A 26,711-nucleotide genomic window follows, 5' to 3' on the forward strand; every position below is an offset into this window, starting at 1 on the left:
TACAGATGAGTGGTGACCTGTCCGTGGCCTTCCACATGGCCGACGTGCGCGACAAGCGCGTGACCCGCCGCCGCGCGGTGGCAGTGGGCGAACTGCTGGCCGGGCCGGTGGCCTACCCGCTGATCGTCGCGCGCCGCCTGCCCAAGGGCGATGCACTGGTGATGGCCGAAGTGGCCGGGCTGCAGGGGGCGAAGATGGCCTCGATGCTGATGCCGCTGTGCCACCCGCTGCCGCTGGAACTGGTCCGCGTGCACTGCGCGCCGGTACCGGAACGGCAGGCGATCCGGGTCTGGTGCGAATGCGCCAGCGAGGCGCGTACCGGCGTGGAGATGGAAGCGCTCGCCGGCGTCAACGCGGCGTTGCTGACCCTGTACGACCTGAGCAAGCCGGTCGAGCCGGCGCTGGAGATCAGCGCGGTGCGCCTGCTGTTCAAGGAAGGCGGCAAGCGTGGCGTGTGGATCCATCCGGCAGGCATGGACGCGGCCGAGCGCGAACGCTACCAGCCGCGCGCGCCACGCCAGCTGCAGGGCGCCGCCTGCGCGGTGATCACCCTCAGCGACCGCGCCAGCGACGGCGCTTACCAGGACCTGTCTGGTCCGCGCCTGGTCGAGGGCCTGCAGGCCCTGGGCGGCAGCGTGACCGCGGCCGAGGTGCTGCCCGATGGCGTACAACCGCTGGCGGGCCGGCTGCAGGCACTGGAAGCGGCCGGCGTACGGCTGTGCCTGTGCACCGGCGGGACCGGGCTGGGACCGCGTGACCTGACCCCCGAAGCGCTGCTGGCGGTGAAAGGGCGTCGCGTGGACGGTCTGGCGCAGATGGTGCGCAGCCTGAGCGCGCAGCACACCCCGCTGGCCTGGCTGAGCCGCGCCGACGTGGTGCAGTTGGGGAACATGCTGGTGTTCGCGCTGCCCGGCAGTCCGCGCGCCGCCAGCCAGTGCCTGGACATCCTGGCGCCGGTGCTGGGCCATGCGCTGCAGATGATCGATGGCGGTGACCACCGATGATGCCCTACGCCGACGCGCTGCAGCGGATGCTGGCCTGTGCCCATGTGCTGCCGGCGGAGACCGTTGCATTGCAGGACGCCGACGGACGGGTGCTGGCGCACGACGTGTACAGTCCGCAGTGCCTGCCGCCGTTCGACAATTCAGCGATGGACGGTTTCGCGCTGCGCTGCGATGGCGTGACGATGGAGGCCGGCACCGAACTGGACGTGCAGGGCTGGCAGGCCGCGGGCGACGACGCCAGCGTGGGCGGGCAGGGCGCGTGGGAAATCATGACCGGTGCACGCATGCCCGATGGGCTGGACAGCGTGATTCCGGTGGAACAGGTGCGTGTGCTGTCGGCTGCGTCGGGACGCCCGCAGCGCATCGCGCTGCTGCAGGCGGTAACGCCCGGCCAGTTCGTGCGGCTGCGCGGGCAGGACGTCGGCCGCGGTGAAACCGTGCTGGTGGCGGGCAGCAGCCTGTCCCTGAACGCCTGCACGCTGCTGCATGCCACCGGCGTGGGCCAGGTCGCGGTGCGCGCGCAGCCGCGCGTGGCGGTGATCTCCACCGGCCGCGAGCTGGTGACCGACGCCGGGCAGGCGCTGGGCGCTGGGCAGATCCGCGACAGCAACCGGCCGTATCTGGTCGGCCGTCTGCAGGCGGCCGGGGCCCGCGTGGTCCGGCAGGGCGTGGTTGGCGACGACCCGGCCGCATTCGATGTCGCGGTGCAGGCGGCGCTGGACGCGGGTGCGCAGCTGGTGCTGAGCACCGGCGCGGTGTCGCAGGGCCGGTACGATTTCATCCCCGATGCGCTGCGCGCGCGCGGGGCCACCATTCACGTGCACAAGGTGGCGATCCGTCCGGGCAAGCCGCTGTTGTTCGCGCAGCTGCCCGACGGCGTGCTGTATTTCGGCTTGCCCGGCAACCCGGTGTCGGCCGCAGTGGGCGAGCGCTTTTTCGTGGAACCGGTGCTGCGCCGCCTGCTCGGCATGGCCGCCGAAGCCACGCTGCAGCTGCCGTTGCGCGCCGATGTGCGCAAGCCGCCCGGGATGCGTTTCCACGCGCGCGCGCAGGTCGAACTGGGCGCGGACGGACAGCTGTCGGCGCGGGTACTGGCCGGGCAGGAATCGTTCCGGCTGATGTCGATGGTGCAGGCCAATGCCTGGGTGGTGCTGGACGGCGAAGATGACATGGCACGGGCGGGTACGCCGGTGCAGGTACAGGGCTGGGGGCACCGCGATCCGGTGCGCCTGGCTGCAATGGAGGTGACATGACGACGATCGAGCTGCAGCTGTTTGGCGCGTTCTCCGACCTGGTGCCCGAGCGGGTACTGCAGGTCGAGGTGGAAGGCGATTCGGTCGCGGACCTGCGCCGGGCCCTGCAGGCCCAGCTGGCAGCACGCTGGCCCACGCCAGAACGCGCGCGCCAACGTTGCCCTGGCCACCGGCGACCTGGGCCAGGCCGCCGACGCCATGGATGCGTTGGCCCGCAGTGCTGCGGAAGACCCGGCGGTGGCACGCCTGCGCATGGCCCTGGCGCTGGCCCGCGGCGATCTGCGTGGGGCAGGGAAGTGGGTGCGGGATGCCGCCCCGATGGCGGAACGACGCGACGGCGCGCTTGCCACCACCGCCGTGCAGGCGGCGGCAAACCAGGCCGATGCCGTTCACTGGCTGCGGCCTGACAAGGCCACCGCGCACAAGGCAGCACCCGACCCGGCCGATGCCTTCGCCCGCGCCGTCGTGCAGCATCGGTTTGGCGATCCCACGACGGCATTGGCGGACGCACAGGCGGCGCTGGCCGTGGCCAATCGTGACGGCAGCCCGGATGATCGTGTACGCGCGAACCTGCTGCGTGCCCGCATCCTGATGGAGGCCCGCCAGTTCGAACAGGCCACGGCGGTGCTGGGCGAACTGGATGCCTACACCGCAACCGACTACCGCGTGGCCTGGATGGCGGCCGCGTTGTATGGCAAACGCGGTGACGCTGGCCCGGCACGGCAGGCCCGGCAACAGGCCAGCGCACTGGCCGGGGAGCGCTCACTGGACGTGCCGCCGCTGCTCTAGCGCCGCCAGCACGCCTGCGCACGGCGGGGCAGGGGCGTCATTCCGGGAAGAGCAGGGTAATGGTGCAGCGCACGCCCCAGTCCGGCCCGCCGCGTGGCGTATCCAGATAGGCACGTATCCCGCCCTGGTAGCTGAGCATCTGCGAACCCAGCTTGGACACTTTGCTGTAGAAGAGATTGAGCGGCACCGTCCACTCTTTCGCTTCCCAGTCGTAGGTCGATTCCAGGTTGGCGCCCACCGTGCGCCCCTGTCCGATGCCGCGCGCCATGAACGGTTGGATGAAGGTGGAACTGATGTCCACCCTGCGCCTGCCACCGCCGACGTCGACGATATGGTTGACCAGCGCGCCGTAACTCCACGCGCCGTACTGCTTGAGCAGCACGAACGTGGGGCCCATGCCCCAGGTATCCGCACCCAGGTCATCGGTGCCGGTCGGCAACAACAGTGCAGGGCCAACACCCCAGACCAATCCGCCTTCGGTGGGCTTCTTCGGGGAAAAGAAGAAGCTCTGGGTGATATCGCCGATGCCGGCCTGGTCGGTGCCGGGGATGATGTCCTTCTGGTAGGTCACCGGCAGGATGGTGCGCGAAATGACGTTCCAGTGTTCGGATATGGAGAACGGTGCCACCGGCTGGATGTTCAACTGGTGGCGATGGCCGTCCTCGCCCCAGGTCTGGTCGTAGTTGTACTGGAAGGGCACGCTGATGAGCGCTGCCACCGGGTTGGAGAGCTGCTTGGCCAGCGCGTCGGCGTCCTGCTGTTGTGCGGCGGCGCTTGCCGGCAGCGCGCAGGCCGCCACCACCAGCAGCAGTGCCATGCCGTGGGAATAGCCGGGATGCATGCGCGGTCCGGTCATGGGCGTTGCTCCTGGTAGTTGGGTGTACAGCCGACTCAAAGTATCGGGAGGCAGGAACGCCCTGTCTTGCGTACTTTTACCTAGCAGTCAGTTGGTGCCGATGGTCAGCACTGGCGCCGGCGCCGATGTGCCGGTTTCGGCCAGGGAGAAGAACACCATCATGAATGCGAAGGCGCGCTTCGAATCCATGTCGGTGTCGTCTACCCAGTACCACGTACTGCGGTAGCGGACGGCCGCATACGCATCTGCGGGCGCCGTGCTGCCGCTGTGGATGGTGGCCAGCCGCCGGCGCGAATCGTTCGTTCCGGACGGGTAGCCGCCAAACGCGCGACCCTGCGCGATATGCTCGGCGGGTACCTCCACGCAGTTGGAGAAGTCCAGCAGGATTTCCAGCATCGACCGGGTGAGCAGGGCGATCTCGGCGTCATTGCGCGCGGTGGCACCGTAGACCAGGTTGAACTCGGGCGACTTGCGAATGCCAAGCAGCTCGCGCACGCGCGCCACCTCCTGCTCAAGCCGCGGCTCGGCCTGGCCGCGGAAAAAGAGCAGGGTGGCATCGCCATTCTCACGGCGCTCGATGCGCATGCCCAGCCCTTCGGCGCGCTGTATCTGACGCAGCCGATCGGTGAGCTCGGTGAAGCCAGCATCGGCGTCACGCGTGTTCACGCCAGTGGCGCGATTGTAATGGCCGTTGATGGCACGCGTGGTGGCGCCCAGGATGAAATCGGCCGGATAGCCGGCCTGGATCATCTGGAACACCGACGCGGGGGCGATGGGGCGCAGCAGGCTCTGCGCGAACTTGTCGCCCGTGAGCGGCGCGTACGAGATGGTAGGCCGCGTGGTGAAACGGCCGTAGGCGCCCAGCGTGGGTGTACCACTGTCGCCGGGCGGAAAGGTCACCGCGCCATCGACCTGGCCTTCGGCGGCATACGAGGCCACGATGGACGACACATCCAGAAAGACCGGCGCATCGGCATAGCGCAGGCGCACGATATTCAGCAGGGTCTGCTCCTTCCATGACTCGCCGATGGCATAGGAATAGCCTTGACGATCGCGTGGGATGCTCTGTGGACCCAGCGTGCTGCAACCTGCAGCCAGCAGCAGGACGGCCAAGGGCACGTGCAGCGGGACGCTGCGGAAAACGGCGTGGCGATGTGCTTGCATCGGTGCATTGGCGGTGGCGGAACTGCACTCAGTTCAGCACGCAGGTCGCTCGCCGACCTCTGTATTGTTACTGACCACGGACCAGTACTTGTGCGTGGCCCCTCCGCTTATCGTGACGCGTCACGCCAGAGGGCATACCAGTGGTTACACTCCGGGCATCGTTCCTGCCACAGGCCGCTCCATGTCAGCACACGCACCCGGGATGGCTGCCAAAGCGCTTCTGCTGAAAGACGCGCGGGCAATTCTGAACGCGCTGCCGGCCCCGACCGATCAGAACGAGGCGATCCACGTGGCACGCAAGGCCATTCGACGAATGCGGGCCTTGATGGCGCTGCTGGCCGATGAGGACTTGGACCTGGAACCTGACGACCGTGCGTTGCGTCGACTGGGCAAGGGCCTGTCGGACATGCGGGACGCGCATGTGGTGGTGGAGACAGCCACGCGGCTGCGGGCGTCGCGTCCGGAACTGGCCTGGGAGCCGGTGATCACGGCGCTGGAGTATCGACGTAGGCGAATTCTGCAGCGTTCGCTGGCCGTAGACCCTGGATTTCTTCGCAGGCGGCGAGTCATTGAACGGCTGGTTGAACGCCTGGAGCCTCAACCGTGGCACTCGCTGCGGCGACGCTCGATCCGGACCGCATTGCAGGTTGGCGAACGTCGAGTCAGAAAGGCTGCCAACCGGGCTGCAGCTGGCGACGACCCCGAAGCCACGCACCGCTGGCGTCGACGGGTGCGACGGCTGCGGATGCAGCTGGATGCCGCACAGCAGCTTGGGGCGCTCAAGGGAGATGCCGAGGTGCAAAGTGCTGCTTCCCGGAAAGGCAAGCAGCTGCACAGGATCAGTGACAGATTGGGATGGAACCAGGATGTGAGGTTGCTTCGGAACCTGGTTCGGCAGATGCCGACCAGTAAGGGGAAGGCTGGGGTGATGGGGTTGATCACGCGGGAACTGGACGCCGCCGGGGTCGAGGGCCATGTCGGGTGACCTTGGCTAGATTGCGTTTTACATAATATACAGAATATGCGCAGTCGTGACGCGCAAAGCATTGATTTCACTGGCTTTTGCGTTCGCGACGCCCGGGAAGCTGACGCACACCAGCGCGACCACCGCAGCGACCGCGCTCAACCTGTCCAGCATTGATTTCCACATGGCGCGCTCGACCGGGGACTGAGCCCGTTCGGCATGAATTCGTGCCGCCCAGGTCGGCCCATCCAGCTTTGCCATCGTGCAAAGCTGCGCAATTCGCTCATCCGGCACCGGGTAGAGCTCCTTTCGCCACGCGCTTACTACTGCGCGGGTGATCCCCAGTTTTTGACTCAAAACGTTGTCGGACGGGATGTTTGCTGCATTCCGCACAGCGTCGAGCAGTTCGTTGGTGGCGGTCACGTCTTAGTACCCCTTGACAGTGGTGTCTCAGCGGAACTATACATGCGCCCGTGTCTTAGCAGCGCTAGACACACCCGCCAGCAGCTCCCCTAGACCGCTGGCGGGTCTTCTAGGGGCTAGGGGCAAGGGGTAGGGCATGGAAGGTCTGATGTTCACCGTAGCCGCCGTAGCAGCGGCCTGCGTGCTGATCGGTCTGGCTCGACTCGGGGCGTGGGTACTGGACCGCCGCGAGGAAGACAAAACCCGTGTGATTCGTGACGCCGCATTCGCTGCCCGGGCAGCTGCGGAGGTTCGCCGTGACTGAGTTCATCAGCGGTGTCATTGATTTTCTGAAAACACCTCCTGAGACCCCGCTGGATTTGTTCCTTGCTGTGGTTATTTGGGTTGGCGTTGGGGTCTACGGATACCTGATCTTCGCGTGGGTGGTCTGGTTGTTCGTGGGGCGTCGCCGTGACTGACCAGCTCTGCTCCTTCTGTGGCGAATCCACTGTCTACCTGTTCCCCGGTCGGCTGTGCGTTGCTTGTACGAGCAAGAACGCTCGCATCCGCCTGGACGCGGTGCCTCCGCCGCCACGCCCCGAGCTGGTCGCGTTCGACGCATCAGTCGGTCAGATGCAGGCCGCTGCACGCCGTACCGAAATGGCCTCTGAAAGCGTCTCGCGCCACAAGCGCGCCTCTGGCGCCTCCCTGTCGGAATACATGAAAGCAGCGCCGCTCGCGCTGACCGCTGAGGGCCAGCGCGAAGCGCTGGCCCTTGGGCTTGTCCATTACAAAACAAGTGACACCGCGTCGAAGACCGGTCGTCTCTCCATCGAAATTGATCCGCTTTTACAGCGGGCGCAGCGGATGCGGAAGTCCGTCATTACGAGTGCACGCCTTCATGATCAAGAAGCGAAGAAAGGATCGCGCCGTGGCGCGTGGTACATGGTCACGCTCACCTACCGAGACGGAAGCCGTAGCGGCCCTCGTGACGTTAGCGAGCTACTTAAGCGCATGCGCGGCCACTTCAATCGAACTGTCGCTCGGCTCAGACGGCTCGCGGGTCAGGTGTTCCGTTACCTCTGGGTTGGGGAGCTCACCCAACGCGGATGGCCCCACTACCATCTCCTAGTTTGGGTTCCGCAGGGCATGTGGTTCGGTCGGGTCGATACGCGTGGCTGGTGGCCGCACGGCTCGAGCAAGTTCGAATTGGCGCGCAACGCCGTTGGATACATGGCCAAGTACGCCTCCAAGTTCACCAACATCACCGCTGGTGAATTTCCCAAGGGTTTCCGCACGCATGGCGTCGGTGGCCTCAATGAAGAATCCCGCCGCGAACTGCGGTGGTGGAAGTCGCCCATCTCGGCACGTGATGCGCTCGGCGTTGATGCCGACATCCGTAAGTGCCAGGGCGGGTATTTCGACAAGCTCACCGGGGAGTTCTGGCCGTCCCCATGGCGAGTGACCTTTGCATTCGGCCGGACTATCGCTTGGAAGGTAATCCCACTATGAAAGTTCAGATCCTCGCCGAAACATTCACCACGCGCAGCTTCCCCGCACGCGACGGCAAAGCCGCCGTCAACTTCCGCGAGCAGAAGGCCGCCGTCATCCGCGAAAACGACTTCCCGCTGCCGTTCACCATCGGTCTGGACGACGACCAGCAGCCCTACAAGGTCGGCACCTACGAACTGTGCCCGACGTCGTTGCAGAACAACAAATTCGGCGGCCTTGAGTTCGGTCGTCGCGTTCGCCTGCTGACGCCTTCTCCGGCGCCGGGCCGGGCGTAAAACCATGGCCGTGCTGATCCCCGCGTGCCTTGAATCGAACCTGGACACGGCCACGGGGACCTGCACGGCCGTGATGTGGATTCCTCAACCGGGCTTGTTGCCGGACCTGCCCATTGAGGATGCGCAGTTGATAGGGGCAAAGATCGCGCTCCTGTGGGCTGTGGCGTACACGTTCCGGCTCATTCGCAAGAAAATCCAACAGTCCTAGGAGGACATAGCAATGCAGAAGTTCATGAAGGCCCTCAAGGGCAAGACCGCCGCCGTCGCCACCGTTTCCGCCGCTGCCCTGGCATCGGCCCCGGCGTTCGCAGCGGGCGGTGGTGGCGTGGACGTGGGCGACGTCGTATCGGCAATCGTCGCGGCTGCTGGCCCCATCGCGCAGATTGGCACGGCTGTGCTGGGCGTGCTGGTGGGCATCAAGGTCTACAAGTGGGTGCGTCGCGCCATGTAACGGCCACCGGGGGGCAGGGCCGACTCCCTCCCCCCGGTCTTTTCTGTAGTACCTGGACACTGTGGGGCGTGCGATGGAAGGGTGGATCTGGCTTGGGGCGTGGTGCGTTGCCTGCGCGATCATCTTTGTGGAATTCGACTAATGCGGCGGCTGGCGTGGTTGAGCATCCTGCTCCCCCTGTTGCTCGCGTTTGCCGGGATCGGCGTCCCGGAAACTGCCAGAGCGGCTGACTGTCCCAATGGCCTTGCGTGCGATCAGGGCAAGGCGTTCAGCATGTGCAAGGCAGCAATTGCTCGCACTATTCAAGAATTCAAGCAAGCTAACCCCAACGTGCAACCAAAGGTCCAGCAGGATTGCGTGAGCTTTGGAAGCCCGCGTTATGACTGCGCGGTTCAAGAGGCCAGCAACGGCGGGGCAGTCCGCTGTAGGAACGCGGACGGTAGCAATAGCAGCGGCTTTCACTACGGCGATACGTGTGAGAAGCGACCCGATTGGAACGGGCCGTATCCATTTCTGACAGGCGGAAAGCCGACAAATGGTTCGGTCACGTGTAATGGCGGTTGCCAACAGGCGTGGTACTCGACAGGCGACGGGTACTTCAACGGCAAATACACGTCGGTCCCTGGCACCTGCAACGACTACGACGAGCAGCAGTGCAAGGCGAAATTCGGGTATTCGTGGAACTCGGCTCTTTCAGCGTGCGAGCCAGACGAAGGTAAGTGCCCGAATGGTCAAGCTCAGAACTCACTTGGCCAATGCGCGCCCGAGCCGTGTCCAGCAGGAAAGGTTCTGCAGGCTGATGGCAGCTGCAAGAATGAGGCAAATGAATGTCCAGCAGGTCAAATCAAGTCGCCTGATGGAAATTGCTTGCCCGGCGAGGGCCAGTGCGCTGCGGGTGAAGTGCGTGGTAAGGACGGGACTTGCAAGAAGGATGCGGACGGCGACGGTGAGCCGGACGCGGGCGAGGAAGGCGAGGGCCCTAACGGTGAAACCGCTGATGATTTCTCTGGCGGCGATAGCTGCAATGAACCTCCCTCGTGCAGCGGCTCCCCCATCATGTGCGGACAGGCGAGGATCCAGTGGCGGATCGATTGCAATACTCGGAAAAACCGGAACATCGCTGGTGGCATGTGCACTCAGCCGCCCGTCTGCACGGGCGAGAAGTGTGACGCTCTGGAATACAGCGGGCTTTTGATGCAGTGGCGCACCGCATGCGCTGTGGAGAAGCTTGCTTCGTCCACTGGCACCGGTACTGGCAGCAACCCGGATCTTGTGGCCATCCGAAACGCACTTACGGGTAATGCCGGAACTCCCGATCTTGGTGATGCAGGGGACCCCGCTGGTGCGTTCAGTGATGAATCCGGATATGGCAATGGCGGTTACCCCGGTGAGTTTGATCCGGATACAGCTGGCTTCGGCTACAGCCGCACATGCCCGACGATCCCAGCCCTTTCCTTTATGGGGCAGACCATCAATGTCGATACCAGCGCGTTCTGTAACTGGATGATACTTGGCGGCCAGTTTGTCCTGATCATCGCGTCGTTGTTGTCGCTTCGGATCATCAGTAGTGGGGGTACGCAGTAATGCCGCAACTTATCGGACTTTTGCTTACGGGGCTTGGCTGGCTGTTTCGGTCGCGCATTGGTCTTTTCGTGATGACTGCGCTTGCATGGCTTGGCATCAACTTCGGCACCATCAAGATGGTCATAGAGCCTGCTATTGACCTTCTGCGGCAGCATGCACAGGGCCTTGGCGGTGGTGGCGAAATGGGCGCGGCGGCCATGGCCTGGGCAGGCGTTCTGCAGTTCGACCGTGGGTTGACAATGATCATCTCGGCCATCGCGGCCAAGCACGCGATCATGCAAGGCCGGCTGTTCCTGTTCAAGCGCGGTTTCGGAGCGAAGCCCTAATGCCTATTGAGCTATATACCGGTCAGCCGGGTAACGGAAAGACGGCGCTCATGATGGAGCGTTTGGTCGAAGAGGCCAAGAAGGGTGATCGCCCGATTTTTGCCTGCGGAATCGACGGCCTGCAGGACGGCCTCGCCACCCTGCTCGATGACCCGCGGCGCTGGAACGAGAAGGACGGGGCAGGGGAGTACATTGTTCCCAATGGCGCAATGATCTTCGTTGACGAAGCATGGAAGTGGTTCGGGCATTTGCACGATGCAACGCGTCAGCAGACCCCAAAGCATGTTCTTGATCTTGCAGAACATCGGCACCGTGGCCTTGACTTCGTGTGGACCACGCAACAGCCGAACCAGCTTTACCCGTTCGTTCGCGGGCTGATCGGCACGCACTCTCACGTGGTGCGCAGGTTTGGCACCAAGATGATCGACGTGTTCCGCTGGGGCGAACTGAACGAGGAAATCAAGTCCTCTGCGAAACGCGATCTTGCCCAGCGGAACACACGACTGCTGCCGTCACAGATATTCGGCCAATACAAGTCCGCCGAGGTGCATACGATCAAGCCACGCATTCCATGGAAGGTGATGGCACTTCCGGTTATTGCGGTTGCTGTCGTCGTCCTTGCCTACCTTGCTTATCAAAGTCTCAAGCCTTCGTCGGTGGCCGCAGCAGCAACCGGAAAGGGGACGCAATCGGCGTCAGCCGATGCGGCCCCTACGTCGTCAGGCGGGTCCACTGCCAAGCCGCACGAACTCCGGTGGAAATCAGCCTCGGAATACGCCAAGGACCACTTGCCCCGGATCGCCACCATGCCCTGGACTGCACCTGTGTTCGATGAGCGGAGTGCTACGGCTGATCCTTTGCTGATCTGCATGTCGTCGATGGATGGCCTTGACGGTGACGGGAAAAGACAGTCGGGTAGCTGCACGTGCCTCACCGAACAGGGCACGGCTTACGACATCAGCCAGCCTGAGTGCCGCACGCTTGCCCGGTATGGTCCGGTGTACAACCCTTACCGGGAGCGCCGCCAGAACCGCTCGGAGACTGAGCCACAGCAGGCCCATCAAGCACAGCAGGTTGCCGGGCAGGGCGGTTCACCGACGCTGGAAGGCAGCGTCATCAACAGGCAGATTCGTGCGCTCGGGTCTTTCCCGGAGTCGGAACCCTATAAGACATCGACCAAGGCCGCCGACACCACGAGGGAAATGTGATGACCAGCGGTTCGCGTGAGGCTCTCAAGTGGCTCGCCGTGGTGCTGATGACTGGCGACCATGTGGCAAAGGTGTTTTTCGGCGGATACGTCCCGGTTGTCAGCGAGCTGGGTCGGATCGCATTCCCGATTTTTGCGCTAGTCATGGCCTATAACCTCGCGCAGCCAAGTGCTGATGTGGGCAAGTCGGTTCGTCGGCTTCTCGTGTGGGGCGTCGTTGCTCAGCCGTTTCATGCGCTCGCATTCGGGTACTGGCTCCCGCTGAACGTACTGCTTGCGTTCGCACTCGCTGCATTTGCTGTGTGGTGCATCCTGTCACGCCGCTGGGTCGCGTTGCTGCTGGCGGTCGTCCCGGCGCCACTGCTGGTTGACTATCAGTGGGCCGGGATAGTGTTCGTCCTTGGGGCATGGCACTGGTTCCGGTCGCGTCGGGATGAACTGCCTCAGGCTGGTGCCAGCATCAACGGCCTGTATTTTGAGACGCTGGCGGACTGGCGAGATTTCCCCTTCGTGATGGTGCTGCCGTGGTGCATGCTCTGCGCGTACAACGGCAACGGGTGGGCGTTTCTGGCGCTGCCGTTGTTCCTGCTCGCGGACCTGTCTTGGAAGGTGTCTCGCACGCGCTGGGCGTTCTACGGGTACTACGTGGGCCACCTAGCGCTACTGGCCACATTCGTCAGCATTGGCGGTTAGGAACGTTCTCCCACCCGCCTGGAATCCCGCGGAAGAGGGTGCCTCCAATGCACCTCATCTCGGCAGACTTCACGCCCTGTTCGGCAGCGCGTGCCCTCTTTGCTTCCATTGCGGCGGCTGCTCTCCGCAGACGCATTTCTGCAAGATAGGCGTCGCGCGCGGCTCTTGGATCCACTGTTCGCGGCGGTTCTTTTGCTGTCTGGAATCGCTCGGCCCAAGCCGCGTTGGTGCGGATGAGCATGTGGACCCCGCCTGCCATCACTCCCAGCAGCACGATTCCTATCACGAGCAGCCACGGGAACTCCCAGCGGCTGTTGCGAATGGCGGGTAGGTACTCCGGTCGCTCTCGTTCCATGAAGCCCCCTAGGCTGCGTCCTGCGCGCATTCTAGCCGGGGGTGTAGGGGCGCGCAGCCCCTACGGTCAACGCCTTACCCGCGCAAGGATGGCATCTGCCCACGTTCCGCCTGGACTGCCGGCGTGGGCGCGGCGCCGGGGCCGGGATCTGCCACCGCAGACCGCTTCTCGTAGGTCCTGCGCACGTAGTCCTTCAGATTGACCACGGCCGCTCTACGTCCAGCTGGGAATCGCCCCTGTGAGACGCCACTGCCACAAGGCTTTCCGTGGCGGTCCTTGGGAAGATAGCTGCGGCGTGTGTCATCCATCATTTCTCGCCATTCCTGTGCGATCGCTGCCGTCAGCGACAGCCAAGCCAGATCCTCTGGCAGCAGTTCGCGGCCCTCGGGCGTGACCAGCCGGCCACCTTTGAACGAAAAACCGGCCCAAGGGCCGGTTAGAGTGCGATCACGCATGGGCGAGGTTCCGTCTCGTTGGCTGAGACGGGAGCAGAGGCAACATCCGTGCCAGCCGCCGCCTTGCTGCGCTGAACATAATATACATTATGCGAAATCAAGGATGCCTCCGCTAAGGCCCGGAACCGGCAACTTCTTCTTCGCTTGGACCGTGCCAGGCGCTTCCGTCAGGACCGCTCTCAGCTACGGTTGACGCACCGGTCCTGCTCCAAGCTTCTGCAGGTCAGCGTGCGCACGATCCAGAACTGGGAGGCTGGTCGTACTCGCATCCCGCACGCTTCGTTCAAGCTGCTTCGGATGCTTTCCAGCGGTCGCTATCTGGGTGACCAGGCGTGGTCCAACTTCCACGTTTGTGGCGCTGTTCTGCACACTCCTGAGGGCCACACGTTCCCTGCGGCGGACCTTGCATGGTGGTCCCTAGCGATCAGGCAAGCCGAAGCCTTCCGCTCGATCATGCGAGAGCAGCGCAGTGAGAAGCCCGGCACGGCCTCAGAGGGCTCCGATGTCGGCCGTCAGGCCGGCATGGAGCCCGGGGCGCTTGCAGGGGTTGCAACGTCGCTCCTGACGCAGGTAGGATCGGCAGCATCTAGCCTCCCCGGCCGCACGGCCAGCAGCGAGGCTCCTCAGACCCCTGGCAGATGCAACGCAACGCAGGTCGGAGCTGAGGGCACCGGAAAGGACACAAAAGAGCGGCAAGCCGCTGCCGGTGTGGGTCCAGCTAAGGACGTCCGACCCCCCTTGTCACGAGGGGGTCGGGGGAGCCATAGCTTGACCCACAAGTCACGCCCGAAATCAGCTATCACCCGCCCCGCTTCGTCTGGGGGTGCGGCATGACCCTCGTACGCCATCGCACCCTCAACCTAGGCCGCCAAAGCCGCTGGTTGCAGCATCGCAGCCGTCAACGCATGACCACCGAGCCATGCCGGCACTGTGATCGCGATCCCCTTCTTGGCGACTACATCTGGCGGCAGGTGGGCGTAGGCCACTACTGCGAGGCCTGTGCCGTTGATCAGCTTGGTGTGTCACCTCGGCTCGCGGACCATGCGCCCGTCAATGTGATCGATGGAGGTGACCTGTGATCCATCACCAGGGCAACCCCGAGAAGCGCGCGAACATCTATCGCACCCTGCTGGAGTCCTACTACCGCATGCTCGATGCGGTGGACGCAGACCGCTCCGAGCGGCAGGGTTCTGTGACGCTCTCCGAACGCATTGCTATGGCTGGCGTTCGGCAAGACATCTGCAAGTCCATCGCTCATGCACAGACGCAGCTCAAGAAGCTAGCTCGCCTCGGCGGGCACGGCCATGTCATCGAGCGTCAGCAATGAGGCGGCGTGCCGAGCCCGGGCGACACGCTTGCACACTTGGGACCGGGGTGCAGGGGTGGAACCCCTGCGCATACGGGGCATGGATGCCCCGCTCTGCCGTCACGGTTTGGACCCGTCCTCGGACCCCCTCAGCGGCTTACATAACTCTCGATGCCGACCTTCTTCTTGCTCAAGTAAATGGAAGAACTTGCCGGTTGAGTAACTTCGCGATAATAATCAGCAGACCCAAGGGATTAACCCATGTCGATTAAGTCGGCCCAATATACATTATGCGAAATCAAGGATGCCTCCGCTAAGGCCCGGAACCGGCAACTTCTTCTTCGCTTGGACCGTGCCAGGCGCTTCCGTCAGGACCGCTCTCAGCTACGGTTGACGCACCGGTCCTGCTCCAAGCTTCTGCAGGTCAGCGTGCGCACGATCCAGAACTGGGAGGCTGGTCGTACTCGCATCCCGCACGCTTCGTTCAAGCTGCTTCGGATGCTTTCCAGCGGTCGCTATCTGGGTGACCAGGCGTGGTCCAACTTCCACGTTTGTGGCGCTGTTCTGCACACTCCTGAGGGCCACACGTTCCCTGCGGCGGACCTTGCATGGTGGTCCCTAGCGATCAGGCAAGCCGAAGCCTTCCGCTCGATCATGCGAGAGCAGCGCAGTGAGAAGCCCGGCACGGCCTCAGAGGGCTCCGATGTCGGCCGTCAGGCCGGCATGGAGCCCGGGGCGCTTGCAGGGGTTGCAACGTCGCTCCTGACGCAGGTAGGATCGGCAGCATCTAGCCTCCCCGGCCGCACGGCCAGCAGCGAGGCTCCTCAGACCCCTGGCAGATGCAACGCAACGCAGGTCGGAGCTGAGGGCACCGGAAAGGACACAAAAGAGCGGCAAGCCGCTGCCGGTGTGGGTCCAGCTAAGGACGTCCGACCCCCCTTGTCACGAGGGGGTCGGGGGAGCCATAGCTTGACCCACAAGTCACGCCCGAAATCAGCTATCACCCGCCCCGCTTCGTCTGGGGGTGCGGCATGACCCTCGTACGCCATCGCACCCTCAACCTAGGCCGCCAAAGCCGCTGGTTGCAGCATCGCAGCCGTCAACGCATGACCACCGAGCCATGCCGGCACTGTGATCGCGATCCCCTTCTTGGCGACTACATCTGGCGGCAGGTGGGCGTAGGCCACTACTGCGAGGCCTGTGCCGTTGATCAGCTTGGTGTGTCACCTCGGCTCGCGGACCATGCGCCCGTCAATGTGATCGATGGAGGTGACCTGTGATCCATCACCAGGGCAACCCCGAGAAGCGCGCGAACATCTATCGCACCCTGCTGGAGTCCTACTACCGCATGCTCGATGCGGTGGACGCAGACCGCTCCGAGCGGCAGGGTTCTGTGACGCTCTCCGAACGCATTGCTATGGCTGGCGTTCGGCAAGACATCTGCAAGTCCATCGCTCATGCACAGACGCAGCTCAAGAAGCTAGCTCGCCTCGGCGGGCACGGCCATGTCATCGAGCGTCAGCAATGAGGCGGCGTGCCGAGCCCGGGCGACACGCTTGCACACTTGGGACCGGGGTGCAGGGGTGGAACCCCTGCGCATACGGGGCATGGATGCCCCGCTCTGCCGTCACGGTTTGGACCCGTCCTCGGACCCCCTCAGCGGCTTACATAACTCTCGATGCCGACCTTCTTCTTGCTCAAGTAAATGGAAGAACTTGCCGGTTGAGTAACTTCGCGATAATAATCAGCAGACCCAAGGGATTAACCCATGTCGATTAAGTCGGCCCAATATACATTATGCGAAATGCAATGTTAGGCGAATCGCGCTGGGCGAGCCGCTTTGCCGTCACCCTCCAAGGCTTCTTCGCCCCGAATTCGTGCCACAACACTTGCATTCATGTCTAATGGCGCCTTCAGGCAATTGACCCGCTGTTTGCGCTTGTTTTTTGAAGGAAGTCAGGCAATTACATGGGACGTAAAAGAGCTTCAAGCGGAATGGATGCCCTGGTCGGAGTGCCATGGCCCATTGGCGTCCTGGTTGGCATCCTTCTCTTCAGTGGCGTTCGCTACGCCATCCCTTGGTGGTTCTCGCGGCAGGACGGCGGGCTGGCTCACGGCCTCGCCAGCAGCTTCTGGCAGGCGCTGTCGCCCTTGGCGTGGTTGCTGCTGGCGATGTGCTGGTTGGCCGCCCTCCTATCTTTTCTTGGCGCCCGCCGTCGCCGAATCCTCCTGGATACGTGTACCACGCTGGAGAGCTTGGCTGCTCCCGGTTGGCGCCAGTTCGAGCAGCTGGTGGGTGAGGCATTCCGGCGTCAAGGGTACGTTGTAGAGGAAACGGGCTTGGGCGGCGCAGATGGGGGAATCGACCTTGTGCTCTGCAAGGGTAGCCAGCGCGTCTTGGTCCAGTGCAAGCAATGGAGGCGTCGGCAGGTAGGTGTGAGTGTTGTACGGGAAATGGCGGGGCTTCTAGCCCACCACCGTGCGGATGGGGTCAAAATCGTCTGCGTGGGCACATTCACACCTGACGCGGAGGCATTTGCGCGAGGCAAGGCCATCGAGCTGATTGACGGCGTGACACTGCTGGAAATGATTCATGCAGCCAAGGAAGTGCAAAGGTCCGCGCAAGCACCCTCCTCCCCAGTTGAACCTATTCTTCCCAAGCAGCAGCTAATACCTGGGTCGATCAAGGCATGCCCCAGATGTGGCAGCATGCTAGTACAGCGAAAAAACCGCAGAACTGGAGAGCACTTTATGGGGTGCAGTCGGTTCCCGCGCTGCAGGGGTAGCGCAGATCAGCCCTAGCGGGATTTTCTCATTTGGCAATGATCCTGATTTTCGCTACACGCCTTCCCTGGGTGAGCGTCACTGGTGAGTCGACCATGTCCAGCGACGCTCGCGCGATGGTGAGCTGGTGTGGGAGCTGCCGCCGGCCGTCGTCCGGGCCCTGGTGACCGCTGGCCTGAAGGCTAAGCTCGGCCCTTGGACCTTGGCCACCGTGCGCCATCGCGTTGCCGTGCTGTCCACTGCGCACCGGCTCAAGCAAGTCGCTAATCCCTGCGAGCAGCCGGCGATCCGTACCGTGCTCAGCCGCGCGGCGCGGGCTGCAGTCAAGCGCGGCGAACGCCCGCGCAAGAGAACGGCGATCACGTTGATTGAACTGGAAGCCCTGCTGGCCACCTGCGACGACAGCCTAGAAGGTATAAGGGATCGTGCCCTACTCTGCTTCGGGTTTGCCAGCGGTGGGCGCCGGCGCAGTGAGATCGCCGCCGCCGACCTGCGCGACCTGCGCCGCATCGGTGAGGCGGGCTACATCTACCGCCTGGAGCACAGCAAGACCCAGCAGGCCGGCGTGACCGGGAGCTCGACCCCGGACAAGCCGGTGCTTGATCGAGCCGCCGTCGCCCTGCAGGATTGGCTAGAGGCGTCCGGGGTCACCGAGGGGGCGATTTTCCTGAGGCTATGGAAACAGCGCGTCGGCCCTGCCCTGTCCTCCGCCGCGGTCGGTGAAATCTTGCAGCGGCGGGCGCGATTGGCCGAACTGGAGGGAGATTTTGGCGGGCACAGCCTGCGCTCGGGGTTCGTGACCGAAGCCAGTCGGCAGGGCGTGGCGCTGCCGGCGATCATCCAACTGACCGAGCATCGGTCGGTGTCGAGCGTCGTGGGGTACTTTCAGGCCGGCGAAGCCTCAGCTAACCCCGCTGCCCGCTTGCTCGAAGACTGAGTCTTAGACAGCCTGTCGCGAACTTGCAAATCCGTGGGCTGCCATGCTTCCATTATTACTCAAGCAGATTTCCGTCCAATAGAGTTCAGGGAAAGAACTATGAAGCTCCGCCGGCTACGCATTCACAACTTCCGCTCAATCGCCTACGCGGACATCGAAGTCCACGATTACACCATGATCGTGGGCGCGAACAATGCAGGTAAGAGCAACATCGTTGCTGCCCTGCGGGCTTTTTACGAGGACATTAAGCATTCAAATGATGACCTCCCGAAGATGCCCGGTGCTAAGGTTGATGAGTCCTGGGTAGAGCTTTCATTCCACCTGACAGAAGCGGAGTGGGATGGGCTGGCGGACAAGTATAAGCAAGGTGCCGAGGGCCGCGACCTTACCGTTCGCCGCTATTTTAAGTCCACGGACAAGGAGCGCTTCAAGGTCAGCCAGAGCAACATTTACGCTATTGTCAAAGGTGAGCCGGAGAAAGACCTATTTTATGGGGCCAAGAATGTTGGAACCGCGAAGGTCGGGAGCATCATTTACATTCCGGCGCTGACCACTGCTGCCGAGCAGATGAAGACCAGCGGTCCGTCGCCACTACGTGACATGCTCAACCTAATGCTGAAGCGGGTGATCGCACAAAGCCAAGCCTTCAAGGAGATGGAGAGCGCATTCTCGAAATTGAATGATGAGGCGCGTGGTGAGGAAGGGTTCTTGTCGCGGATTTCAGGGCCCATCAACCAATCCATCGAGCAGTGGGGTATTCGCTTTGACATGGGTGTCAACCCGGTTGCACCGGAGGACATCACGAAAAACCTGATTCGTCATGGCTTCGTGGACGCGATGCTCGGCGAAACGTTGTTTGCGCTTGACCGCTATGGCCACGGGTTTCAGCGGTCGTTCCTATATGAACTTATCAAGCTGGCGCCCAGCTTCACTGATGTTAAAGTGGCTGGAAAGAAAGAGTTTGACCCGGATTTCACGCTTATCTTGTTCGAAGAGCCAGAAGCGTTTCTGCATCCAGCCCAGCAGGAAAACATGGCTTACCACCTTCGCAGGCTGGGGAGCGGAGACGCCCAGCAGGTAATTGTGACCAGCCATTCGACAGTCTTCGTTGGGAAGGTCGCTGACGATCTATGTCAGATTGTTCGAGTTCGTCGCAATAACGGGACCAGTGGCATCGGGCAGGTCAAGAAGGCAGACCTCAGTGGTGTACTTGGGCAAGGGTATGAATTCAAGACATGGCTGGAGGCGTACGTCAACGATCCGGCTGTGCCTGGCAACGCTAAAGGGAGCGCTCGAAAGCTTTTGCAAGGAGCAACCGAGGACGCAGCCATTGCCGAGCAGGAGGAGCGGTTTCGCTATCAGCTCTGGCTAGATTCCGACCGTGCGTCGATGTTCTTCGCCGACCGAGTACTTCTTGTGGAGGGCGCAACCGAAAAGGCCCTATTTGCATGGCTGCTTGCACGCGATTGGCATGATCTCTGCCGGCATCGCGTGGCGATCGTCGATGCAATGGGCAAGTATAACCTGCACCGCTACATTGCCCTTCTTGAAGGGTTCGGCATTCCTTATGGTCTGATGCTTGATGACGACCAAGACAAAGACCACCACAAGGTGGTGAATGAAATGCTGAAAAACAAGCTGAGTGAGAACCGGCTCGCCGCCGCGTGTTTCATCAATGAGTGTATGGAGAAGTTTCTAGGCTTGAACCTGCCCGTCCGGGACGATCAGAAGCCGCTCCACACGTTGAAATCGATTGAGGCGGGCGTCATTGATCAAGGCCGGATCGACGAACTTCGAAAGCTGTTTGTTAAATGTCTGGCACTCGAAGGAAATGAGGATGCTGCCGCATGAGCGCTACTAACTCCGCCCCCTGTGCATCCCCTGCCGCCGGCTCTGGCAACCAATGAGCTGACCTGAATCCTAAGCATGTCGGCTACAAAACTGCCAACTAGTTCTCCGACGCTTCCTGGACAGCGTCGATATCGTCGAAGATGCCCCGCACTTGATTTGCTTCCGGGTGTGACTTGAGCTTGCCAAGCTTCCGCGGCGCCGGCGAAGCGGGATTGTTGCCATCCTCATTGATCCAATTGGTGGCCTGCCTCGACTCGGACTCGATGATGGCGAGTGCAGCAGAGTCGTGCTGATAGCAGCGCCGCAAGTTTTCCAGTGAGGCCAGGAACGACCACATATGGTCTTCCCGAGACCGATCCGAGTCCCAGTCGCTTTGATAGTCGATCCGCACGCTGTGCAATTTCGGAAGCAGTTGCGCCTGCACCTGAGCCACCAATGAGGCATGTTCGGAGTCCGTGAAGACCTCGCGAATCGTGGCGTTATCCAGCGCGTCGGTGTCTCGCCCGTCGATCGCATATTGGCTGACGGTACGGACAAACTCCAGCCTATTAGCTTCCGGTAGTATCCCAAGAGCTTGCAGACGTGCCGCCAAACGCACCTCTGGTACGACGCTGAGCACCAGTCCCGGGCTGGAGACGGAGGCGAGAAGCTTGGGGTGCTTGTCCAAGTAAGCTGTGAGGAACTCTTTCGAGCAGCGATTGGACAAGAATCCCAGACGCTTTCGTCGCGCATCGAACCGCGACAGCCATGAATCCTTGTGCACTTTGCTTTCCCCGATCTGATCTAGTTTGCTCAGCATGACCGGAAACAGCGCGATGGGAACTACGACGGCCTTCTCGATACCAACATCGCCGCAGCTAACTTGCTCAAGCAGTCGCGCCGGGTCGCTGCCCTGTAGGTAGATGCCTAGCAAGTCCGGACTTTGCACTAGGTGAGCAGCGTAAGCATCGCCAATGGTCGGGTGTTTGAAGCGCCACAGGGCCTCCCCGCTGGCACTGGTACGAACCACCAAGCTGCCCGCGAGTGTCTCCAGGCCACTGATGCAGCCGCCCAGATCGCTGCCCAGGCGTTGCAGTGCGTCGACCTCTGCGGGCTCCAGCTCGATCGGGCTCGTCAGCCGGTCGTTTCTCATGTAAATGAGCGCGAGCGCGGCCTTGCTATTGGCATCCAATGCTTGCAGCACCTCGTGCAGCAGTTGCTCACGCTTTTCCACGAACTGACCAAGGTAGTACGAGTCGATAAAAAGACCCTTAGTGAACAACGGATCGGCCAAGCGCCGTGCCATTTCTGGAATGAAACGCGGGTGATCAGACACGGTTTCGAGAAAGGGCTTGATATTGGTGAGGAAGCTTCTCGGCTGTTTGCCGAGCTTTAGGTGGTTGTAAAGGATCTGCCGCCGCTCATGCCCGGTGAGCTCGTGAACATCGATGACCACCTGACTCTCCTTGAAAAGAGGAAAGGCACTCTCCTTCAGGTCTCGACGCGCTCGATTGTAGATATAGTCACGCGAAGTCATCACTATTTTGGCGCCCCTGCGCAGCATGGGCTTGAGCTGCGGCAGGACGCGGTTCCAGCCATGCACGAGGAATTCTTCGTACTGGGTCACGCCAAACGCATCGTCCAACCAGAAGAACTGGGACGGCTCGTCTGGGTTCCAACGTTTAGCAACTTCGGCCGGCTCATCCAACTTCAACAGTGAAGCATTCCACTGATCCAGGGCCGCCATTGCCAGCATAGAGGCGATCGTTGTCTTTCCTGCAGCAGGTTCGCCAACCAGTAGCACGAAACTGTGCCGGTCAAGAGCATCGACAGACCGCTGATAGGCCTCCGTCACCACGACCTTGGCCAGGTCTTCGCGCATCGATTCGATAATGGCGCGTGCCTGAGCATACGCGCGCTCGTCGAGGATCTGACTCAAGTCACCCAGGCCGTACACGCGCGGCACCAACATGCGAAGACGCTTGTTCTCTTGGATCTGTTGCGTGAGCCACGTCGCCCCATACACGACCACTTGCTTGACACCGGCAGCCAGAAAGAGCGCCTCGATCTCTTCCACGCGCGCCCCCGTGACGCCGGCATTCGTCAGTAAAACATAGCAGTCGCATCGACCTGCATTGACGAGGCGTTTGGCCTTTTCCACCTCATCGGTCAAATCGGCTAGTTGCAGCACGTAAGCAGGGCGGCTGGTGTGCTTGCACTGGATCACGAAACGCCCGGCGAGGTTCTCATTAACGGACGGCTTCCAAGTTCCAGAAAATGCTCCGTCGCGCCCGCCATCGTTTCCATCGAGAAACGACTCGACAGTCTGCCCCATAACCTCGCGCAGGATCGTCAGACAAAGATTTTGAAAGCTGTGCCAGCCAAGAGTGTGTAGTTCGTACATGGACCGAATTCTACTACGGGTCAAATGGTGCGCAGTGGAGTACGGTCGGAAGCTGCCCTTCCCTACTCCCGATAACTCGTCTATTCCCCTGCCATGGCAGCTTCTATTGTCAGGCAGTAGTAGGCGTTAGTCATAACCCCCGCCAAGCGGTGCAGCGCCGTAGAACTTTGGCGGGTAGGACTAGGCGCACGCCTTAGCGAGAGAGTGTCATGAATACCTTGTCCGCACACTGAAAAAGATAGTCAGTGGGGTCAGAGCCACTGTCTTTCATATGAAGCATGCTGCACAAATCATCGTCGTTCAGGACGATGATTAGTTTCCCATGCTCGCGCACCGCTCCGCGAGCCATCTTGTCAGCAGATGGCGAAGCCCCACTCCTGCTGAACACGAAGGCGCATTTTCGCAGAGCGTGGCCCAGCAGATATTTTTCAGTGGTTAAAATTTGCCCTTGGCCTATCTTGTAACAGTAGTTCTTAAACTCAAACACTACGTATCGACTTTGAACTTCATTGATGATGAAGGCCCAGAAGTCCGTCTGGGGAGTGGCCCGCGCTATTAGGTCGTACCTGGAAAGACCATCATCGGTAATCTTCTGGCGAGATTTCTCAAGAAAGTGCTCACCGAAAAGGTAGTCGACCACCCTTTCAGAAAGGTCTTCGAACTTGCGCCAGGTCTTCGTTCCACATGCGAGCGCGTGAAGTTCCTGGCATAGGTCGTAGCCTTCCGTCGAAGGGGGGCGAACGTTGTCTATTGAAGGCTGCGCCTGTCGCGAAGGTGAGGTGCTGCCATCACGAGTAGATGTCTGCAGGAGGGTCGCTCCTACATCGCGCCCTTCGTCGGCAGGAAGGCCCTCCCCTGACTCGTCTTCTAGAAGTGGAGCCAGCTTTTTGGCAAGCTCCTCGAATCTGCTCGCACTTATTAGAAGGTCAATCCTATCAAAAACTGTCAGCCCAAATTCCTGCTCTATAAGCAGTCGCTGCTGACCTGTAAGATTGCAAGAAACCACGAGAATTGGGTGAAGGTCACGGCTAGTCGCGATGGCGGTTACGGCTGCTGCCGCGCGCTTGATCAAGCCAAGCTGTGGTCGTGCCGTCCGGTAGTACTTGATCTCGACGGCATAACGACGGGCGGCGGTGAAATCCCATCCTTTGTCGCCTTCAACTTCTACGGGTAGCATCCCCATTAACTCAAAGAGCTCAACCACGATCGATTCGAACTTTTGATGAAGCGCAATCGGATCTCTCACAAGAAGTATCTCCCTATAGCCAAACCTCAGAATGGCCAAATCCCAGAGCCGGTCAAACAGCCTGTGCACAGCATGGCGTAAGAGGGCTCCTCCCTGGTGCGGCTCGATATTGCGGTACCTAATACTAACAAACAATCGTGTGATTTGTTCTTGCTCGATCAACGCGCGCCGAGGTTGTCGTCCGGGCCCGGGCGAAAGGCTTCTTTCCTACCCTAGATAAATCTCCTTAATCCTAATGTTGTGTTGCCGCTCGCATGCCCGGCCCGTTGGGCCAAGATACGCTTTCGGGCGGAAACGGACACTGAATTCGCTGCACTCGGACTATTAATTCGTAATTGAATGCAGCAGAGCTCAAGAACCTTGGGGGCACGGGATGAAATCAGTTCGTCCGGCTGTGGTTAGCCGCCCCTGGGGCCATATGATGGCACTTGTTCGGGCCATGACAGCTCAGGATGGCAGTGCGGAAACACTCGCGGCAGCGCAGTACAATTCGAAATAGCTCTCTACCGCTTGGGCCTTGACTCCGGCGTTCAGGAAGCTGGCGGGCGTTCTGCAGATGCATCGAGGTTGTCTACGACTTCCTTGCACGCCACACACCCTCGCTGCTTGCGATTCGTCATCCCGTCTACTTCTTCCCAGGAACTCTTCGACCCATGCGCCAAGGCCCCTTCTCTCGCCCGACCGTCGTTGCTGCGACGGAACTGCTCGAACAGCACACACAGGCGCGGTTCAATCAAATGGTTGTACGCCTTGCGCTCGAGGACGAGGTTTCACAGGACACGACGGTCAGCGTGGGGAAGAAGATCGCGGTGCTGAGCAGAGTAGTGGTGGCGCGAGCTGAGCAGGTGCTGCAGACCGTCGACGGGCCCGTGACGTTGGCGGAGGCGCTTGTGCGTGAGGCGGCGCAACTAGCGAAACCGGTCTCGACAGACGCGCTTCATACGGACTTCATGCGCGGACTCGCGCGGGACGGCTTCGTGCTTGTGCCAGCCGCGAGTAGCGCCCAGCGTGCGTCGCTCCGAGCCGCGCTTCCTGGCGAGATCCAACTACCTGCCACGGATGACGAAGTGCACCACTTGCTGAAGCAGTTTGGCTTCGCCACGCCCCTCGGCCACCTCGACCAGGCAATCGATGCCCACACTCGGGGCGACTGGGCCGCGTGCAACGGACAGCTGCGCGCCTTCATGGAGGGGTTTTTCGACGACATTTCCAGACATATCGATTCACCACAGGCCGCGCGGCTACCCGGAATCGGCAACCCTCTGAGCTAGCTCGTTCTCCTTTAATTGATTTGCCCTACAAACTGCGGCGCAAATAAGCAATGCAGCGAGCACGCACAGCCTCGCACTCAGAGTAGAGAACATAAATTAGAAATCCCTTTGATTTGCACCGAGGCCCGTTAGTGCACCGGCGACGCCACTACCAACGCGGTGGTCGAACTCTCGAGATGTTGCACTAGCAGCTGGTCTTCCAGGACATCGAGATCGACTTGTACTGGTCGGAACTCGTGCGCCAAAGCATTTCCTTGTACTGCTCCCGTACCAGGCCCGATTCGCCTGTCGGCCGAATGTGGGTCAGCAGATTCGCGCGCATGCCAACCAAAGCCGGCTGCAGGGGCACGACACGCCACGCTTCCCCTCCGACCGAGATGTACTGCACGTATGGCGAGACCGGGCGGCCCATGTCGTACCAGGTGCTGCACCACATGTAAGTGGCTACGACCGACCACGTCGATGAGGCCGGGTCGTAATCCATGACGACCGGGATCAGGAACGATCGCCACACAGGGGGCTTGGCAGCGCCATCCACCTGCGCGATCCGCAGTGTGGTCTCCTTTGGTTTCCAGCCGGTCGCACGCATCGCGATATCCCGCGTGATGGTGCCCTTCGCAGTGCGCTTCACCACGATCAGCCGGCCGTCGGACAGCCGCACTTCCTCTTTCCACGACTCACTCATGCGGCTGCAGCCGCCCATCGTCAGCAGTAGCGTGCACAGCAGGATCAGGCGCAAAGTGTGGACCAAGGCGGTGGTCGCCCATGCAATCTTCATGCTGAAGCCTCCTTACATCGTCAGAGATCCGTCATCTGGCCATTGCGGGCCGCAGGAATCACGGTCAGGACTTGGGGTTGCTCGACCTAGAACTCCGCTTCCTTGCTGGCAGCAGGCTGCAGCACTTGCCGCCCCACATCATTGCCGATGCTGAGGAACCCGATTCCACCGGACAACCCTTGTGCTCTCATAGGCTGCGATTGCACGACCGAAGAATAATCCGCAAAGAAATCAGGCTTGCGCCATTGGGCGGAAATCGATTCGCGGCTGCCGCCCAGATCGTTGTTCCAGGTCACCGCTTTTTCGGCACTGGGCGAGCCGAACTTGCGCTTGAGCAGCTCCATCACGCGCGGCTGCGCCTCGAACCCGGTGGTGTTGAAGCGAAGGGCGATCACACGCCCGTTGCGCAGTAGAACCAGGCCGCCCGCACCTTCCAGAGAAAAAGCGTCATCCGCGCCCGCGCCGATCGCCATGCCGATGGGCGCAACCCACGCCGGGAACTCATCCGTGGCGAAGACCAGGTAACCGTACTCTCCTGCCGCGAACTCCGTATTGCCCACAGCCATGTTTGTCGTGCCGGGCGCGACGCACAACCCTGTTGCCGGTGGGGTGGCCTTCGGCGCTTCCGGCGGCGGGGTCATCAGCTTGTTGAACGCCCTCGCCCCCATCCCTTTGTTGCTTCTGGGGGCAGCTGGAGCAGGCACGGATATCTGGCAAAGGGGCAGCGCCAATGGTGCCCCTAATTTGATTCCGAAAATGTCAGGTTCCGCCGCAGAGACCGGGACGGTAGACGCCATGGACAGTAGAACGACAAGCGAACTGGCTGCTGCAGTGAAACGCATAGGGCAAATCCATCCTGGATCAT

General features: G+C 61.7%; 29 protein-coding genes and 1 pseudogene. 22 read left to right on the forward strand and 8 right to left on the reverse strand.

Annotated elements, in window-relative coordinates; translation table 11 throughout:
• The first annotated feature begins 5 nt into the window (after nucleotides 1-5).
• The 3 genes from moaCB (at nucleotide 6) to ACIGII_RS04590 (ending at nucleotide 3,046) form a co-directional block, all read left to right on the forward strand.
• A complete protein-coding gene (gene moaCB / locus ACIGII_RS04580) occupies nucleotides 6-1,004 on the forward strand; it encodes a bifunctional molybdenum cofactor biosynthesis protein MoaC/MoaB (protein WP_399633980.1) in 999 nt (332 codons plus the stop codon).
• Complete coding sequence (gene glp / locus ACIGII_RS04585) at nucleotides 1,001-2,257, forward strand: gephyrin-like molybdotransferase Glp (RefSeq protein ID WP_399633979.1); 1,257 nt, start codon at nucleotides 1,001-1,003, stop codon at nucleotides 2,255-2,257. Before moaCB ends, glp begins: the two co-directional genes overlap by 4 nt.
• A 198-nt stretch (nucleotides 2,258-2,455) precedes the next feature.
• Nucleotides 2,456-3,046 (forward strand): hypothetical protein, encoded by a 591-nt coding sequence (locus ACIGII_RS04590; protein WP_399657424.1) that lies wholly within the window; start codon nucleotides 2,456-2,458, stop codon nucleotides 3,044-3,046.
• A gap of 37 nt (nucleotides 3,047-3,083) precedes the next feature.
• Here the strand turns inward: ACIGII_RS04590 and ACIGII_RS04595 are convergent, their stop codons facing one another.
• Complete coding sequence (locus ACIGII_RS04595; protein ID WP_399633935.1) at nucleotides 3,084-3,902, reverse strand: transporter; 819 nt, start codon at nucleotides 3,900-3,902, stop codon at nucleotides 3,084-3,086.
• Nucleotides 3,903-3,989: 87 nt separating this feature from the next.
• A complete protein-coding gene (locus ACIGII_RS04600) occupies nucleotides 3,990-5,066 on the reverse strand; it encodes a hypothetical protein (protein WP_399633933.1) in 1,077 nt (358 codons plus the stop codon).
• Nucleotides 5,067-5,268: 202 nt separating this feature from the next.
• Here ACIGII_RS04600 and ACIGII_RS04605 point away from each other — a divergent pair, with 202 nt between their 5' ends.
• A complete protein-coding gene (locus ACIGII_RS04605; protein ID WP_399633931.1) occupies nucleotides 5,269-6,051 on the forward strand; it encodes a CHAD domain-containing protein in 783 nt (260 codons plus the stop codon).
• Between the two features lie 18 nt (nucleotides 6,052-6,069).
• On the opposite strand, the gene ACIGII_RS04610 is transcribed toward ACIGII_RS04605, so the two are convergent.
• A complete protein-coding gene (locus tag ACIGII_RS04610) occupies nucleotides 6,070-6,453 on the reverse strand; it encodes a DUF3693 domain-containing protein (protein ID WP_399633929.1) in 384 nt (127 codons plus the stop codon).
• A gap of 148 nt (nucleotides 6,454-6,601) precedes the next feature.
• Here ACIGII_RS04610 and ACIGII_RS04615 point away from each other — a divergent pair, with 148 nt between their 5' ends.
• The 10 genes from ACIGII_RS04615 to ACIGII_RS04660 all read left to right on the forward strand — a co-directional run bounded on the left by ACIGII_RS04615 (nucleotide 6,602) and on the right by ACIGII_RS04660 (nucleotide 12,480).
• Entirely contained in the window at nucleotides 6,602-6,757 is a 156-nt protein-coding gene (locus ACIGII_RS04615) for a hypothetical protein (protein WP_399633927.1), read from the forward strand.
• Nucleotides 6,750-6,911: a hypothetical protein gene (locus tag ACIGII_RS04620; protein WP_399633925.1), complete on the forward strand. Its 162-nt coding sequence runs from the start codon at nucleotides 6,750-6,752 to the stop codon at nucleotides 6,909-6,911. Before ACIGII_RS04615 ends, ACIGII_RS04620 begins: the two co-directional genes overlap by 8 nt.
• 154 nt (nucleotides 6,912-7,065) lie before the next feature.
• On the forward strand, nucleotides 7,066-7,944 hold the full coding sequence (locus ACIGII_RS04625; RefSeq protein ID WP_399634247.1) for a replication initiation protein: 879 nt from the start codon (nucleotides 7,066-7,068) through the stop codon (nucleotides 7,942-7,944).
• The gene (locus ACIGII_RS04630; RefSeq protein ID WP_399633923.1) at nucleotides 7,923-8,219 is read left to right on the forward strand and encodes a single-stranded DNA-binding protein; all 297 of its coding nucleotides are present in this window, start codon (nucleotides 7,923-7,925) and stop codon (nucleotides 8,217-8,219) included. Before ACIGII_RS04625 ends, ACIGII_RS04630 begins: the two co-directional genes overlap by 22 nt.
• A 4-nt stretch (nucleotides 8,220-8,223) precedes the next feature.
• Nucleotides 8,224-8,427 (forward strand): hypothetical protein, encoded by a 204-nt coding sequence (locus ACIGII_RS04635; RefSeq protein WP_399633921.1) that lies wholly within the window; start codon nucleotides 8,224-8,226, stop codon nucleotides 8,425-8,427.
• Nucleotides 8,428-8,439: 12 nt separating this feature from the next.
• Nucleotides 8,440-8,670 (forward strand): major capsid protein, encoded by a 231-nt coding sequence (locus ACIGII_RS04640; protein WP_399633919.1) that lies wholly within the window; start codon nucleotides 8,440-8,442, stop codon nucleotides 8,668-8,670.
• Between the two features lie 159 nt (nucleotides 8,671-8,829).
• Nucleotides 8,830-10,254, forward strand: a complete 1,425-nt coding sequence (locus ACIGII_RS04645; RefSeq protein WP_399633918.1) for a hypothetical protein — start codon at nucleotides 8,830-8,832, stop codon at nucleotides 10,252-10,254.
• The gene (locus ACIGII_RS04650) at nucleotides 10,254-10,580 is read left to right on the forward strand and encodes a DUF2523 family protein (RefSeq protein ID WP_399633916.1); all 327 of its coding nucleotides are present in this window, start codon (nucleotides 10,254-10,256) and stop codon (nucleotides 10,578-10,580) included. Before ACIGII_RS04645 ends, ACIGII_RS04650 begins: the two co-directional genes overlap by 1 nt.
• On the forward strand, nucleotides 10,580-11,788 hold the full coding sequence (locus tag ACIGII_RS04655; RefSeq protein WP_399633914.1) for a zonular occludens toxin domain-containing protein: 1,209 nt from the start codon (nucleotides 10,580-10,582) through the stop codon (nucleotides 11,786-11,788). Before ACIGII_RS04650 ends, ACIGII_RS04655 begins: the two co-directional genes overlap by 1 nt.
• A complete protein-coding gene (locus tag ACIGII_RS04660) occupies nucleotides 11,788-12,480 on the forward strand; it encodes a TraX family protein (RefSeq protein WP_399633912.1) in 693 nt (230 codons plus the stop codon). Before ACIGII_RS04655 ends, ACIGII_RS04660 begins: the two co-directional genes overlap by 1 nt.
• Nucleotides 12,481-12,909: 429 nt before the next feature.
• On the opposite strand, the gene ACIGII_RS04665 is transcribed toward ACIGII_RS04660, so the two are convergent.
• Nucleotides 12,910-13,290, reverse strand: a complete 381-nt coding sequence (locus ACIGII_RS04665; RefSeq protein ID WP_399633910.1) for a DUF3653 domain-containing protein — start codon at nucleotides 13,288-13,290, stop codon at nucleotides 12,910-12,912.
• Nucleotides 13,291-13,434: 144 nt separating this feature from the next.
• Here ACIGII_RS04665 and ACIGII_RS04670 point away from each other — a divergent pair, with 144 nt between their 5' ends.
• The 7 genes and pseudogenes from ACIGII_RS04670 to ACIGII_RS04700 all read left to right on the forward strand — a co-directional run bounded on the left by ACIGII_RS04670 (nucleotide 13,435) and on the right by ACIGII_RS04700 (nucleotide 20,168).
• Entirely contained in the window at nucleotides 13,435-14,124 is a 690-nt protein-coding gene (locus ACIGII_RS04670) for a VC1465 family Xer recombination activation factor (protein ID WP_399633908.1), read from the forward strand.
• A gap of 241 nt (nucleotides 14,125-14,365) precedes the next feature.
• Nucleotides 14,366-14,617: a hypothetical protein gene (locus tag ACIGII_RS04675; RefSeq protein WP_399633905.1), complete on the forward strand. Its 252-nt coding sequence runs from the start codon at nucleotides 14,366-14,368 to the stop codon at nucleotides 14,615-14,617.
• A gap of 240 nt (nucleotides 14,618-14,857) precedes the next feature.
• Nucleotides 14,858-15,631 (forward strand): VC1465 family Xer recombination activation factor, encoded by a 774-nt coding sequence (locus ACIGII_RS04680; protein ID WP_399633906.1) that lies wholly within the window; start codon nucleotides 14,858-14,860, stop codon nucleotides 15,629-15,631.
• A gap of 241 nt (nucleotides 15,632-15,872) precedes the next feature.
• Nucleotides 15,873-16,124 carry a hypothetical protein gene (locus ACIGII_RS04685; protein WP_399633905.1) on the forward strand — a complete coding sequence of 84 codons (252 nt, stop codon included), beginning with the start codon at nucleotides 15,873-15,875 and terminating at the stop codon, nucleotides 16,122-16,124.
• 440 nt (nucleotides 16,125-16,564) lie between these two features.
• On the forward strand, nucleotides 16,565-17,398 hold the full coding sequence (locus ACIGII_RS04690) for a restriction endonuclease (RefSeq protein WP_399633903.1): 834 nt from the start codon (nucleotides 16,565-16,567) through the stop codon (nucleotides 17,396-17,398).
• Nucleotides 17,399-17,468: 70 nt separating this feature from the next.
• Nucleotides 17,469-18,317, forward strand: a pseudogene (locus tag ACIGII_RS04695) (site-specific integrase); the annotation flags it as partial.
• Between the two features lie 99 nt (nucleotides 18,318-18,416).
• Nucleotides 18,417-20,168, forward strand: a complete 1,752-nt coding sequence (locus tag ACIGII_RS04700; RefSeq protein WP_399633901.1) for an ATP-dependent nuclease — start codon at nucleotides 18,417-18,419, stop codon at nucleotides 20,166-20,168.
• 97 nt (nucleotides 20,169-20,265) lie between these two features.
• Here ACIGII_RS04700 and ACIGII_RS04705 read toward each other — a convergent pair whose 3' ends face one another.
• A complete protein-coding gene (locus ACIGII_RS04705) occupies nucleotides 20,266-22,551 on the reverse strand; it encodes a restriction endonuclease (RefSeq protein WP_399633899.1) in 2,286 nt (761 codons plus the stop codon).
• A 193-nt stretch (nucleotides 22,552-22,744) separates the two neighbouring features.
• Nucleotides 22,745-23,797: a hypothetical protein gene (locus ACIGII_RS04710; RefSeq protein ID WP_399633897.1), complete on the reverse strand. Its 1,053-nt coding sequence runs from the start codon at nucleotides 23,795-23,797 to the stop codon at nucleotides 22,745-22,747.
• Nucleotides 23,798-24,450: 653 nt separating this feature from the next.
• Between ACIGII_RS04710 and ACIGII_RS04715 the strand changes: the two genes are divergently transcribed.
• Nucleotides 24,451-25,068, forward strand: a complete 618-nt coding sequence (locus ACIGII_RS04715) for a hypothetical protein (RefSeq protein ID WP_399633895.1) — start codon at nucleotides 24,451-24,453, stop codon at nucleotides 25,066-25,068.
• A gap of 184 nt (nucleotides 25,069-25,252) precedes the next feature.
• Here the strand turns inward: ACIGII_RS04715 and ACIGII_RS04720 are convergent, their stop codons facing one another.
• Together ACIGII_RS04720 and ACIGII_RS04725 are read right to left on the reverse strand one after the other, a co-directional pair.
• Nucleotides 25,253-25,846 (reverse strand): hypothetical protein, encoded by a 594-nt coding sequence (locus ACIGII_RS04720; protein WP_399633893.1) that lies wholly within the window; start codon nucleotides 25,844-25,846, stop codon nucleotides 25,253-25,255.
• 86 nt (nucleotides 25,847-25,932) lie between these two features.
• On the reverse strand, nucleotides 25,933-26,688 hold the full coding sequence (locus ACIGII_RS04725; protein ID WP_399633891.1) for a hypothetical protein: 756 nt from the start codon (nucleotides 26,686-26,688) through the stop codon (nucleotides 25,933-25,935).
• Nucleotides 26,689-26,711: the final 23 nt, after the last annotated feature.

It is taken from the genome of Stenotrophomonas sp. NPDC077420 (assembly GCF_044543385.1).
Classification (GTDB): Bacteria; Pseudomonadota; Gammaproteobacteria; order Xanthomonadales; family Xanthomonadaceae; genus Stenotrophomonas.